The sequence below is a fragment of the Streptomyces sp. genome (assembly GCF_035563135.1).
Taxonomy (GTDB): Bacteria; Actinomycetota; Actinomycetes; order Streptomycetales; family Streptomycetaceae; genus Streptomyces.
Window position 1 is genome coordinate 1 of sequence record NZ_DATMVN010000615.1, and the last position, 12770, is coordinate 12770.

The following is a 12770-nucleotide window of genomic DNA, read 5'->3' on the forward strand; positions in this document are numbered from 1 at the left end:
GGCAGCCCGGTCCTCCAGCCGGGCGCCCGGGCGGCCACCGCATCGCCGGAGACGGCGCCGGAGGCCCCCGCACCCGCGACGGCCTCCGGCCGGGACCTCGGCCGCGAGGTGCTCGCCGACAACGACGGCTGGGCCGCGGAAGGCACGGGAACCACCGGGGGCTCGGCCGCCGACGAGGATCACGTCCTCACCGTGCGCAACCGCGCCCAGCTCGTCGCGGCACTCGACGGCGGCAGCTCCGTCCCCAAGATCATCAAGGTGGCGGGCACGATCGACGCCAACACCGACGACCGGGGGCGGCGGCTGGACTGCGCCGACTACGCCACCGACGGCTACGACCTCGACGCGTACCTCGCCGCCTACGACCCCCGCACCTGGGGCGGGGCCAAGCCCTCCGGGCCCCAGGAGGACGCCCGCAAGGCGTCCGCCGCCCGCCAGGCCGAGCGCGTCGAACTGCTGGTCGGGTCGAACACCACGATCGTCGGGGCCGGTGCGGGCGCCGTGCTCAAGGGCGCGAGCCTCCAGGTCAAGGACGCCGACAACGTCATCATCCGCAACCTCGAACTCCGCGACGCCTACGACTGCTTCCCCGCCTGGCAGCCCAACACCGGCGGCCTCGGCGACTGGAAGACCGCGTACGACACGCTGTGGCTGCGCGGGGCCACCCACGTCTGGATCGACCACGTCACCGCGAGCGACAAGGGCCACCCGGACGAGAGGGAGCCCACCTTGTTCGGGCGCAACTACCTGCGCCACGACGGGCTCCTCGACATCACCAACGGCTCCGACCTCGTCACCGTCTCCTGGAGCCGCTTCGCCGACCACGACAAGGCGATGCTCATCGGCAACGGCGACGGCGTGACCACCGACCGGGGCAAGCTCCGCGTCACCCTGCACCACAACGAGTTCCACTCCGTCGTGCAGCGTGCCCCCCGGGTCCGCTTCGGCCAGGTCCACCTCTACAACAACCGCTACGTCATCCCCGAGGACGGTGACCACCGCTACTCCCTCGGCATCTCCACCGAGTCCCGGATCGTCGCGGAGAACAACGCGTTCGAGACCCCGGGCCACGTCGAGGTCGCCGACCTGCTGAAGAGCTGGAACGGCAGCGCCCTCACCCAGCGCGGCACCCTGTTCAACGGCTTCCCGGTCGACCTGGTCGCCATCCACAACGCCTACAACTCGGGCAGCGAGACCGACCTGGCCACCGACACCGGCTGGACCCCCGCCCTGCACGGCCCCGTCGACAGCGCCGGGAAGGCCGCCGCCGAGGTCGCCCGCGAGGCCGGAGCGGGGAGGGCCGGATGAGCGTGACACCGCTGCCCCTCGTCCTGGCCGGCGCCCGCGGCCACGGCCGCTGGCACCTCGCCAACATCCGCCGGCTCCAGCACCAGGGCCTGGTCAGGCTGGCCGGGGTCTGCGAACTGGACCCGCTGACCGACGGCGAACTGGAGATGTTCGCCGGGGAGACGCCCGAGCAGTCCGCCGACTTCGGGGCCCTCCTGGACTCCACCGGTGCGCGCGCCGCTGTCATCTGCACCCCCATCCCGACCCACACCACGCTCGCCCTGACCGCCGCGGCCCGCGGAGTCCACCTCCTCCTGGAGAAGCCGCCCGCCGCGACCTGGGCCGACTACGCACGCATGGCCGAAGGGGTACGGGAAGCGGGCATCGCCTGCCAGATCGGCTTCCAGTCCTTCGGCTCGCACGCCGTACCGGCCGTCAAGGACCTCGTACGCTCCGGAGCGATCGGCACCGTCCGGGGCATCGGCGCCGCCGGCGCCTGGGTCCGCGACGACGCCTACTTCCGGCGGGCCCCGTGGGCGGGACGCCGCAGGATGGGCGGGACCGACGTGGTCGACGGGGTGCTCACCAACCCGCTGGCGCACGCCGTCGCCACCGCGCTCGAACTCGCAGGCCGGGGCACGGCCGAGGACGTCGCGTCCATCGAGACCGAGCTGTTCCGGGCCCACGACATCGAGTCCGACGACACCAGCTGCGTCCGGGTCACCACCGCCGACGGGCTGCCGGTGACCGTCGCGGTCACCCTCTGCGCGGAAGAAGCCGGTGAGCCGTATGTGATCGTGCACGGCGACCGCGGCCGCATCACCTTCTGGTACAAGCAGGACCGGGTCCTCGTCCAGCGCGCCGGACACGGCCCCGAGGAGGCCGTGCACGGGCGGACCGACCTCCTGGAGAACCTCGTCGGCCACCTGGAGCACGGCACCGCACTCCTCGTACCGCCCGAGCGCACCGGCGCGTTCATGCGGGTCCTCGAAGCCGTACGCACGGCTCCCGAGCCCACCGCGCTGCCCGCCACCGCCTGGCACACCCGGCCCGCCGACCGGGGCGACGGCGTACGGCGCATCGTGCGCGGCATCGACGGCACCGTCGCCGCCGCTGCCGACACCCTCACCCTCTTCTCCGAACTAGGCGCCTCCTGGGCGCGACCCAGCGAGGTGAACACCCCATGACCACCGCACTCCTCAGCTGCGCCGGACGCCCCGTCGGCCGCTACAGCTACCGGCCCGGAACGGCCGGCCGCCCCTACCTGCACCCCGTCACCACCCTCGCCGGCACCCCCGTCACCGAGGAACGCCCCGCCGACCACATCCACCACCTGGGTGTCTGTGTCGCGGTGCCCGACGTGGCCGGACACAACTTCTGGGGCGGGCGCACCTACGTCCGCGACCAGGGCCCCACCGAGCTCGACAACCACGGGACGCAGCGCCACCTCGGCTGGAAACTCCGCGACCCGGACGGCTTCGTGGAGGAGATCGGCTGGGAGGCCGACGGCACCGAACTGCTGCGTGAGCACCGCACCGTCGCCGCGAGCGAACTCTCCGACACCGCCTGGGCGCTGGACTTCTCCTTCTCCCTCACCAACCGCGGCACCACGGACCTCTCCATCGGCAGCCCCGCCACCAACGGCCGTCCCGGCGCCGGATACGGCGGCTTCTTCTGGCGCGCGCCCAAGGAAGCCGCACCGCCCGCCGTGTTCAGCGGCACGCTCGACGGCGAACAGGCCGTGCACGGCAAGGCCGCCGACTGGCTGGCGCTCGCCGGGGACGGCTGGACGCTCGTCTTCGCCGGCGCGACCGACGAGACCCGGCGCGACCCCTGGTTCGTACGGGCCGCCGAGTACCCGGGGGTGGGGTCCTCCCTCGCCGCGGAGCGCCGCCTCCCCGTCCCCGCCGGAGCCACCGTCGTACGCCGTGTCGTCACCGTCGTCGCCGACGGACGCCTCGACCGGGACTCCGCCGCCGCCCACGTGCGAAAGGCGGTCACCGCATGACGGTTCCCTGGACGGCCGACCTCGGGGACGGCACCTACCGCAACCCCGTCCTGAACGCCGACTGGTCCGACCCGGACGTCATCCGCGTCGGTGACGACCACTACCTCACCGCGTCGAGCTTCGGCCGCGCCCCCGGACTGCCCCTGCTGCACTCCCGGGACCTGGTCAACTGGACGCTCATCGGTCACGCGCTCGAACGGCTGGGACCCGAGGCCGACTTCGCCGTGCCCCGCCAGGACTGCGGGGTGTGGGCGCCCTCGCTGCGCCACCACGCCGGACGCTTCTGGATCTTCTGGGGCGACCCCGACCACGGCGTCCAGCAGATCAACGCCGAGGACATCCGGGGCCCCTGGAGCGCCCCGCACCTGATCAAGCCGGGCAAGGGCCTGATCGACGCCTGCCCCCTGTGGGACGAGGAGACCGGGGAGGCGTATCTGGTGCACGCCTGGGCGAAGTCCCGCTCCGGCATCAAGAACCGGCTCACCGGCCACCGGATGAGCCCCGACGGGCGCGAACTCCTCGACGAGGGCACCACCCTGATCGACGCCGACGAGATCCCGGGCTGGTTCACCCTGGAGGGGCCCAAGCTCTACCGGCACGACGGCTACTTCTGGATCTTCGCCCCGGCCGGGGGAGTGGAGACCGGCTGGCAGGGCGCCTTCCGCTCGCGGACGTTCGACGGCCCCTACGAACAGCGGGTCGTCCTCGCCCAGGGCAGCACCGAGGTCAACGGTCCCCACCAGGGCGGCTGGGTACGGACCGCCGCCGGTGAGGACTGGTTCCTGCACTTCCAGTCCCGCGAGGCGTACGGCCGTGTGGTGCACCTCCAGCCGATGCGCTGGGACGACGAGGGCTGGCCGGTCATCGGCGACGAGGGCGAGCCCGTCCTCGTGCACCGCCGCCCGAAGGCCCCGGAACAGGCCGTCGGGGCACCGGCCTCCAGTGACGACTTCCCCGGCGGGCGCCACGGCCTCCAGTGGCAGTGGGCGGCCAACCCCCGCCCCGGCTGGACCATCGGCCACGCGGGCGACGGGCTGCGCCTCAGCTGCGTGAGGACCGCGTACGCGCATGATCTGCGCACCCTGCCCAACGTCCTGGTGCAGCGTCTGCCCGCCGAGGAGTTCACCGTCGAGGTGGGCATCACGCTGGACTCCGGCGAACCGGGCGCCAAGGCCGGGCTCGCCGTCCTCGGGGACGCCTTCTCGTGGATCGGCCTGGAGGCCGGACCCGACGGGACGGCCCGGCTCGTGCACCGGTACGCCGAGAACGTCGCCGAGCACGAGCGGGACGCCGAACACCCGCGCCCCGCGCCCGGCGCCGTCGTCCGCGTCCGTGTCGAGGTCACCCGGGGCGCCCGCTGCCGCTTCTTCGCCGACACCGGGGACGGGGCCGGCTTCCGGGCGTCCGGCCAGGTCTTCGCCGCCACCCCCTGGCGCTGGGTCGGCGCGCTGCTCGGCCTCTTCGCCACCGCACCGGCCGGTGACGGGCCGTCCGGAACAGCCGGCTTCACCGCGTTCCGCACCACCAAAAGACCAACCGGAACCTGATCCGCACCGCCGCAGCACGGGAGCCGCAATGACGCACCTCCGTACCGAGCGCACCAGAGCGAGAACGCTGTTCACGGCCTTCGCCCTCGCCCTCGCCGGGAACAGCTACTACCGGGACGTGCGGCGCTCCTACCAGGCCGACGCCACGGCCGAACTGGTCCAGCGCGGATCGATCCTGGAGAACACCACGGGCCGCACCGGCACCTGGGGCGCCGCGTTCGAACCGCGTGACTTCTCCCCCCGCACGCTGGACCGCGCGGCCGACGTACCGGAACTCGTGACCCGCGGGGCGGGCCCGCAGAAGCACATCGGCACCGCGCCGCACCGCACCCACCACTGACCTCCCCCCACGCACGCGTACAGATCCGAGAGAGAAGAGCCGACATGAACATCTCGAAGACGCTCAGGGGGCGTGCCGCGACCGCGGTGTCCCTCACCGCGGTCCTGGCACTCGCGGCAACCGGCTGCGGCGACGACGGCAGCAGCTCAGGCACGGAGGGCAGCGGGAAGGGCGAGATCACCTTCTGGGACAACAACGGTGGCCCGCGCACCGCCATCTGGACCGAGATCATCAAGGACTTCGAGAAGAAGAACCCCGACATCAAGGTCAAGTACGTCCCCATCCCGATCGCCGACGTCCAGTCCAAGTACGACACGGCCATCGCGGGCGGCGGCCTGCCGGACGTGGGCGGCGTCGGCACCGCCTACCTGGCCAACATGGTCTCCCAGGAAGCCCTGGAACCGATCAGCGACCGGCTGGAGAAGTCGTCGCTGAAGGGCAAGCTCGTCGAGAGCATGGTCGAGAGCGTCAGGTCCGCGGCCGGCCGGGGCGACGACATGTACACCGTGCCGACCTCCGCGAACAACGGTGTGCTCTGGTACCGCACCGACCTGTTCGAGGCGGCGAAGCTGGAGGCACCCACCACCTGGCCCAAGTTCTACGAGGCCGCCGACAAGCTCACCGACGCGAAGAGCAACAAGTTCGGCTACACCATCCGCGGCGGCGCGGGCTCCATCGCCCAGACCCTGGACGCGATCTACGGCCAGACCGGCATGACGGAGTTCTGGGACGGCGAGAAGACCACCCTGAACGACCCGAAGAACGTCGCGGCGCTGGAGAAGTACGCCGCCCTCTTCAAGAAGACGACGCCGGCCGCCGACGTCAACAACGACTTCACCAAGATGGTCGCCCAGTGGGACACCGGCACCATCGGGATGCTCAGCCACAACCTGGGCTCCTACCAGGACCACGCGAAGGCGCTCGGCGAGGACAAGTTCGCCGGGATACCCGCCCCCATCGGGGAGGGCGGCACGCGCGTCCAGGTCTCCAACCCCGTCGACGGTCTCGGCCTGTTCAGGTCGAGCAAGAACAAGAACGCGGCCTGGAAGTTCATCGAGTTCGCGGCCTCGCACGAGTCCAACAGCAAGTGGAACAAGTCCGCGGGCGCCATCCCGGCCAACACCGAAGCGGCCAAGGACCCCTGGATCAACGAGACCGAGCCGACCGCGCTCGCCGCGAAGGCCCTCACCGACGGCTCCACCAAGATCGTCGACCTGCCGTACTACCTCCCCGACTGGAACAACATCAGCAAGGCCGACAACGAGCCGGAGTTCCAGAAGCTGCTCCTCGGCAAGATCACGGCCAAGGACTTCCTGGACAAGATGGCCGACGAGCTGAACGCCGCCCAGAAGGAGTGGAAGGAACTGGGCAACGGCTGACCCGCCGCACCGCACCGGTTCCACTCCCCTTGACGGGGGGCCGGCGGCGGTCCGGGTCGCACCCCGCCGCCGGTCCCCCTTCCACGCACCACTCACCTGTCCTTCGAGAGAGGCAGTCAGCCTGTGTCACTCACCCGTAGGCGGACAGCGGCCGCGCTCCTCGCCCTGCCCCTCGCCCTCAGCACCACCCCCGCACTCGCGCACGGCGGCGGGGGCAGGCCCCGGCCCCGGACACTCCACATCGCGGGTGACTCCACAGCGGCCCAGAAGTACGCCGACGCCGCGCCGGAGACCGGCTGGGGCATGGCCCTCCCCTTCTTCCTGGGCCGCACGCTCACCGTCGCCAACCACGCGGTGAACGGCCGCAGTTCCAAGAGCTTCATCGACGAGGGCCGGCTCACCGCCCTCCTGGAGGGCGTCCGCCCCGGCGATCTCGTCCTCATCCAGTTCGGGCACAACGACGAGAAGACCGAGGACCCCGCCCGCGGCACCGACCCGTACACCACGTACCAGGAGTACCTGCGCCAGTACGTGAAGGGCGCCCGCGCCCGGCGTGCGGAACCGGTACTGATCACCCCGGTCGAGCGCCGCCGTTTCGCCGAGGACGGCACCGCGAGGCCCACCCACGGGGAGTACCCCGCCGCGATGCGCGCCCTGGCCTCCGAGGAGGGCGTGACCCTGCTCGACGTCCAGGCGCTCTCCCTCGCCCGCTGGCAGGAACTCGGCCCCGAGGGGACCGAGGCCTGCTTCAACTGGCTGGAGCCCGGCGAGTCGCCGAACTACCCCGACGGCAAGCAGGACAACACCCACTTCCGGCCCGCCGGCGCCGTCGAGGTGGCCCGGACGACCGCCCGCGCCCTGCTGGACCAGCGGGTCCTCACCCCGCGCGACCTGCGCCGTCTCGACGAGCCGGTGCCCGGGTCGTGGATCACCTGGCCGCAGACCTGATCCGCGCCCGGCCCGTTTCCCCGCCCGGCCCGTTTCCGCGCCCGCCCCGTTTCCCCGCCCGACCCTCCTTCCCGCGTACGACAGTTAAGGATCCGCCATGCCCGCACGCATGAGACATGTCCGCGCCACCGCCGTGGTGGCGGGCTGCGCCTCGCTGGCCCTCGCCGTGAGCCTCCCCGCCCAGGCGGCCCCCAAGTACCACGGCAAAGGGATCGAGCGCTCCGTACTCCCGGCGGGCGACGGCTGGGCCTCCGCCGACGGCTCCACCACGGGCGGGGCGGCCGCCACCCCCGACCACGTCTACACCGTCAGCAACCGGGCCGAACTCATCGCCGCCTTCGCGGAGGCGGGGGACGCACCGAAGATCGTCAGGATCGACGGCACCGTCCACGGCAACTCCGACGCCACCGGCACCCCGATCGGCTGCGAGGCGTACCAGCAGGACGGCTACACCCTGGAGAAGTACCTCGCCGCCTACGACCCGGCCGTCTGGGGCACGGACGAGGTCCCCTCGGGGCCGCTGGAGGACGCCCGCGCGGCCTCCGCGAAGCTCCAGGCCGCCGCGGTCAACGTGAACGTCCCGTCCAACACCACGCTCGTCGGCGTCGGCAAGGACGCCACGATCATCGGCGCCAGCCTCCAGGTGAAGAACGTCTCCAACGTCATCGTCCGCAACATCTCCTTCGAGGACACCTACGACTGCTTCCCCCAGTGGGACCCCACCGACGGTGACCACGGCGCCTGGAACTCCGAGTACGACAACCTCGTCGTGTACGGCTCCCGCCACGTCTGGGTCGACCACAACACCTTCAGCGACGGCGACCGCCCCGACGCCGGCCAGCCCCGCTACTTCGGGCAGGTGTACCAGCAGCACGACGGTCTCTTCGACATCGTGCGCGGCGCCGACCTCGTCACCGTGTCCTGGAACGTCCTCAAGGACCACGACAAGACCATGCTCATCGGCAACAGCGACGGCGCCGGGGCCAGCGACCGGGGCAAGCTCCGCGTCACGCTGCACCACAACCTCTTCAAGGACGTGAAGGAGCGCGCCCCCCGCGTCCGCTTCGGCCAGGTCGACTCGTACAACAACCACTTCGTCACCACCGAGGGCGCCGCCTACGGCTACACGTACGGCATCGGGGCCGAGTCCAGGCTCGTCGCCGAGCACAACGCCTTCAGCGTCCCCAAGGGCTTCGACAAGGCGGCCATCCTCAAGAAGTGGTCCGAGGCCCCCCTGACGGCCGGGAACAACTACGTCAACGGGCGCAGGACCGACCTGATCGCCGTGCACAACGCGGGCGTGCCCGCCGAGCAGCTCACCGAGGGCGCCGGCTGGACCCCGGCGCTGCGCACCAGGATCAGCCACCCGCTCGCCGTCCCGCTGCTGGTGGGCCTCGGCGCGGGCGCCGGCAAGCCGTCGGCCCGCTGACCCGTCCGGAACCGGCCGGAGCGGCACCGCACGCTCACCACCACCCCGGAGAGCGCCGCTCCGGCCCCCGTCCCCACCGCAAGGAGTACCGCATGCCCAGCAGACGCACCGCCCTCTCCCTGTTCGCCGGCGCCGGTGCCGCCCTCGCCCTCGGCGCCCCCACCGCCCGGGCCCGGCCCGCGCACCACCGCCCCTTCGGCCGCTACGGTTCACCCTCCCGCCGCCTGGACCCCCTGACGCTCTACGTCGATCCGCGCGGGCGGGGCGACTTCGCCGACGTACGCTCCGCCCTCGACGCGGCCACCGGCACCGGCCGGACCCTGGTGATCGCCCCCGGCACCTACCGCGGCAAGCTCACCGTCACCGCCGGCCGGACCGGCCTGACCCTGATCGGCGCGAGCGGCGACCCGCGCGACACCGTCATCGTCCACGACGACGCGGCGGGCACCCCCAGGCCCGACGGGTCAGGCACCCTGGGCACCAGCGGATCGGCCTCCGTCACCGTCCAGGCCGCGGACTTCACCGCCCGCGGCCTGACCTTCGCCAACGACTGGCTGCGCTCCGACAACCCCGGGTACACCGGCACCCAGGCCGTAGCGATCAAGGTGCAGGGCGACCGCTCGGCGTTCCACGGCTGCCGCTTCCTCGGCCACCAGGACACCCTGTACGCCGACACCCCCGCCCTCACCGCCTTCGCCCGCCAGTACTACCGCGACTGCTACGTCGAGGGGGACGTCGACTTCGTCTTCGGCCGCGCCACCGCCGTCTACGACCGCTGCCACTTCCGCACCCTGACGCGCACGGACCTGGCCTCGGCGCCGTACGGCTTCGTCTTCGCGCCCAGCACCGCCGGGGCCAACCCGCGCGGCTACCTCGTCCTGCGCTCCCGGATCACCAGCACCGCCCCCGACGCGTACTACAAGCTGGCCCGCCCCTGGGTGCCCTCCTCGGACCCCACCGCCCACCCCATGCTGACCGTCCGCGACACCCACCTCGGCGCGGGCATCGACGCGGTCGCGCCGTACGGCACGATGTCCTCGGGCCACCCCTGGCAGGAGCAGCGCTTCGCCGAGTACCGCAACACCGGCCCCGGCGCGCGCGTCACCGTCCCCGGCAACCGTCCGCAGCTGACCGCGTCCCAGGCCCGCGCGCACACCCCGGCCGCCTGGCTGGGCGACTGGCGCCCCGGCACATGACCCTGGGGATCACCCGGCGGGTGCTCCCCGCCTTCTACGAGCGGCTGAGGGACGAACTCACCTTCCCGCTCTCCTGGGAGAGGTCCACGGCCCGTGACTTCCCGGCCTGGCGCGCCGAGGCGCGCGCCGTGGCCGGGCAGTCGCTGTTGCAGCCGCTCGCTCCCGGCCCCGAGCCGTTCGACCCGGTGACCGTCGAGGAGTGGCCCTGCGGCCGGTACACCGCGCGCACCGTGGAGTTCGCCCTCAGCCGCTACGGCCGGGCCCGCGGCTCCCTGCTGGTACCGCACGGGGCGGGGCCCTTCCCCGCGGTGCTGGTCCTGCACGACCACGGCGCGGAGTTCACGATCGGCCGGGAGAAGGCCGTACGGCCCCGGTCCGGCCCGGACCGCCTCGCCCGCGCCACGGCCTGGGCGGAACGGCACTACGACGGCCGGTTCATCGGCGACGAACTGGCCGCCCGTGGTTACGCCGTGCTCGCCGTGGACACCCTGGGCTGGGGCGACAGGGGCCCGCTGGCCTACGAGGACCAGCAGGCCCTGGCCGCCAACCTCCTCCAGCTGGGCACCTCGCCGGCCGGCCTCGCCGCCCACGAGGACATCCGGGCCGCGGCCTTCCTCGCCTCGCTGCCCGAGGTGGACGAGCGGCGCGTGGGCGCGCTCGGCTTCTCCATGGGCGCCTACCGCGCCTGGCAGCTGTCCGCGCTGTCCGACGGCGTCCGGGCGGCGGCGGCCGTCTGCTGGATGACGGGGCTCAAGGAGATGATGGTCCCGGGCAGCAACGCCCTGCGCGGCCAGTCCGCGTACTTCATGCTCCACCCCGGGCTGCACCGCCACCTCGACATCCCGGACCTCGCGTCCCTCGCCGCCCCCAAGCCCGCCCTGTTCCACGCGGGCGGCCGCGACCACCTCTTCACGGCCGCCGGGGTGGAGGCGGCGTACGCGAAGCTGCGCGCGGTCTGGGAGTCGCAGGGAGCGGGCGACCGGCTCACCACCGAGGTGTGGCCGGACACCGGCCATGCCTTCACGGCCGCCATGCAGGACGAGGTCTACGCCTGGCTGGACACCTGGCTCGGCGCCCCCGCCGGATCCGGACCGGGATCCGGCGGGAGCGCCTCGCCGCCGCCGGCCTAGTCGTAGCTGAGGTCCGACGCGGAGTAGCGGCAGTACGTGCCGTCCGGACCGCTGCCCGTCTCCGTCGGCTCGTCACCGTCGTCGTTGCCGGTGTAGCGGATGCACGGCTTGATCTTCTTGCTGCTGTCACCGTGGATCCGCACCGAACGCAGCGCGGCGGTGTCCCCGTAGTTGGTGTTGATGCCGACCAGGGACTTGCCCGGCGCGGTGACGTCGACGTCGTTCACGATGATGCTGCGCTTGTACTGCGTGGAGCAGTTGCCGCAGGACCGGACGAGCTTGCCGAAGTCCGCGACCTGGAACTTCGTGATGACCAGCTTGCCCGCGCCGTTGAACTGGAAGACCTTGTCGGAGGCCTTCCTGGCGCCGCCTCCGTACACCGTGTAGACGGAGCCGGCCGACGTGCCCTTGAAGGACGCGGCGTCCTCGCCGACGTCCTCCCACCAGACGTTCTGGAGCGTGCAACTGCCTGAGCAGTGAACACCGTCGGCGGCGGGTGAACCCAGGACGACGTTCTTGAGGGTCGCCCCGTCGGCCAGCTCGAAGACCGGGTCCTGGTCCTCCTCCTGGCCGTCCCCGCCGAGGTCGCCGCTCCCGTGGAAGCGCTTCAGCGACCCGTCGTACGTCCCCGAGACCGCGATGGTCCTCGAGACGGCCTGGGTGCCGGTGGCACTGGGCCAGGCGGGCACCGCGGCGGTCGCCGCGCCTGCGGGCCGCAGCATCACATCGGTGGCCAGGGCGGCGCCGGTGAGGCCCAGGGCCGCGGTCAGGGCGGCGGCCATGCGGCGCCTCCCGGACCTGCGCCGGTGCTTGTGCGCTCGTTCACTCATGTTCGTCGGTCCCGTTTCCTGGGGGGTGGGGGGAGTGTCGCCTCCATGGGTCGCCGCCGCCCGGGAAAGGGTTGCCGCCTTCCGGAGCTGTTCTTCCCGGAGCTGTTTTCTCCGGAGCTGTTTTTCCGACGGCCGGAACTGTCCCGTGTGCCGCCCCCCCACCCGGGGGCACGGGCGCACCGAGCGCTCAGTGCGTGTCCGTGAAGACGCCGCCCACCGACGTCTGTCCACCCGCCGCACGCGCACGCGCCGTGTAGTCGTCCCGCCCGGTGTCGCGGGCGCCCTCCGCGTGGTTGTACTGCCCCGCGAAGGTGTGCGTACCGGCCGGCACGCTCCGTCCGGGCTTCAGGGTCCAGCGGTAGACGAGGAAGCCGTCCTCCTCGCGCGCCGACGCCGCGAAGTCCTGCTCCGGCAGGGACCGCCAGGCGCCGGTGGTGTTCACCCCGCCGGTCAGTGCGATCCGCAGCTCCACGGTGAGCGCGGACAGCGGCCGGGCCGTCTTCACCGTCACCTCGCTCTGCGCCCAGTAGGCGTTGCTGTCCGGATTCAGCGAACCGTCCGACCACAGCGGCCCCTCCCCGGCAGGCAGCGCACCGCCCCGGCCCGGGGGCGGCGCCACCGGACCCGGCGAGGTGGGCTCCGCCGCGACCCGCTGTCCGCCCGCCGGCTCCTCCTG

At 72.5% G+C, this 12770-nt stretch carries 11 protein-coding genes and 1 pseudogene; 10 read left to right on the forward strand and 2 right to left on the reverse strand.

Annotated elements, in window-relative coordinates:
- The 10 genes and pseudogenes from VN520_RS27380 to VN520_RS27425 all read left to right on the forward strand — a co-directional run.
- A partial coding sequence (locus tag VN520_RS27380; RefSeq protein ID WP_414719968.1) for a pectate lyase family protein occupies positions 1-1308 on the forward strand: 1308 nt, incomplete at its 5' end.
- Positions 1305-2474 (forward strand): Gfo/Idh/MocA family oxidoreductase, encoded by a 1170-nt coding sequence (locus tag VN520_RS27385; RefSeq protein WP_325749624.1) that lies wholly within the window; start codon positions 1305-1307, stop codon positions 2472-2474. The genes VN520_RS27380 and VN520_RS27385, both read left to right, overlap by 4 nt.
- Entirely contained in the window at positions 2471-3295 is an 825-nt protein-coding gene (locus VN520_RS27390) for a PmoA family protein (protein ID WP_325749625.1), read from the forward strand. Before VN520_RS27385 ends, VN520_RS27390 begins: the two co-directional genes overlap by 4 nt.
- A complete protein-coding gene (locus VN520_RS27395; RefSeq protein WP_325749626.1) occupies positions 3292-4842 on the forward strand; it encodes a glycoside hydrolase 43 family protein in 1551 nt (516 codons plus the stop codon). The genes VN520_RS27390 and VN520_RS27395 overlap by 4 nt, the downstream gene beginning before the upstream one ends.
- A 100-nt stretch (positions 4843-4942) precedes the next feature.
- Positions 4943-5158, forward strand: a pseudogene (locus VN520_RS27400) (hypothetical protein); the annotation flags it as partial.
- Between the two features lie 68 nt (positions 5159-5226).
- On the forward strand, positions 5227-6561 hold the full coding sequence (locus tag VN520_RS27405) for a sugar ABC transporter substrate-binding protein (protein ID WP_325749628.1): 1335 nt from the start codon (positions 5227-5229) through the stop codon (positions 6559-6561).
- 123 nt (positions 6562-6684) lie between these two features.
- Positions 6685-7509 (forward strand): rhamnogalacturonan acetylesterase, encoded by an 825-nt coding sequence (locus tag VN520_RS27410; protein ID WP_325749629.1) that lies wholly within the window; start codon positions 6685-6687, stop codon positions 7507-7509.
- Between the two features lie 97 nt (positions 7510-7606).
- Complete coding sequence (locus VN520_RS27415) at positions 7607-8938, forward strand: pectate lyase (protein WP_325749630.1); 1332 nt, start codon at positions 7607-7609, stop codon at positions 8936-8938.
- A gap of 92 nt (positions 8939-9030) precedes the next feature.
- On the forward strand, positions 9031-10134 hold the full coding sequence (locus tag VN520_RS27420; protein ID WP_325749631.1) for a pectinesterase family protein: 1104 nt from the start codon (positions 9031-9033) through the stop codon (positions 10132-10134).
- Positions 10131-11264 carry a dienelactone hydrolase family protein gene (locus VN520_RS27425; protein ID WP_325749632.1) on the forward strand — a complete coding sequence of 378 codons (1134 nt, stop codon included), beginning with the start codon at positions 10131-10133 and terminating at the stop codon, positions 11262-11264. The genes VN520_RS27420 and VN520_RS27425 overlap by 4 nt, the downstream gene beginning before the upstream one ends.
- Here the strand turns inward: VN520_RS27425 and VN520_RS27430 are convergent.
- A complete protein-coding gene (locus VN520_RS27430; RefSeq protein WP_325749633.1) occupies positions 11261-12094 on the reverse strand; it encodes a pectate lyase in 834 nt (277 codons plus the stop codon). The two genes, VN520_RS27425 and VN520_RS27430, sit on opposite strands and share 4 nt — an antisense overlap.
- 187 nt (positions 12095-12281) lie before the next feature.
- The coding region (locus tag VN520_RS27435; protein WP_325749634.1) for a hypothetical protein at positions 12282-12770 on the reverse strand (489 nt) is incomplete at its 5' end.

Coding starts and splice junctions, on each gene's coding strand:
- VN520_RS27385 (WP_325749624.1), top strand. CDS start 1,305: ATGAGCGTGACACCGCTGCCCCTCGTCCTGGCCGGCGCCCGCGGCCAC.
- VN520_RS27415 (WP_325749630.1), top strand. CDS start 7,607: ATGCCCGCACGCATGAGACATGTCCGCGCCACCGCCGTGGTGGCGGGC.
- VN520_RS27390 (WP_325749625.1), top strand. CDS start 2,471: ATGACCACCGCACTCCTCAGCTGCGCCGGACGCCCCGTCGGCCGCTAC.
- VN520_RS27405 (WP_325749628.1), top strand. CDS start 5,227: ATGAACATCTCGAAGACGCTCAGGGGGCGTGCCGCGACCGCGGTGTCC.
- VN520_RS27425 (WP_325749632.1), top strand. CDS start 10,131: ATGACCCTGGGGATCACCCGGCGGGTGCTCCCCGCCTTCTACGAGCGG.
- VN520_RS27430 (WP_325749633.1), bottom strand. CDS start 12,094: ATGAGTGAACGAGCGCACAAGCACCGGCGCAGGTCCGGGAGGCGCCGC.
- VN520_RS27420 (WP_325749631.1), top strand. CDS start 9,031: ATGCCCAGCAGACGCACCGCCCTCTCCCTGTTCGCCGGCGCCGGTGCC.
- VN520_RS27395 (WP_325749626.1), top strand. CDS start 3,292: ATGACGGTTCCCTGGACGGCCGACCTCGGGGACGGCACCTACCGCAAC.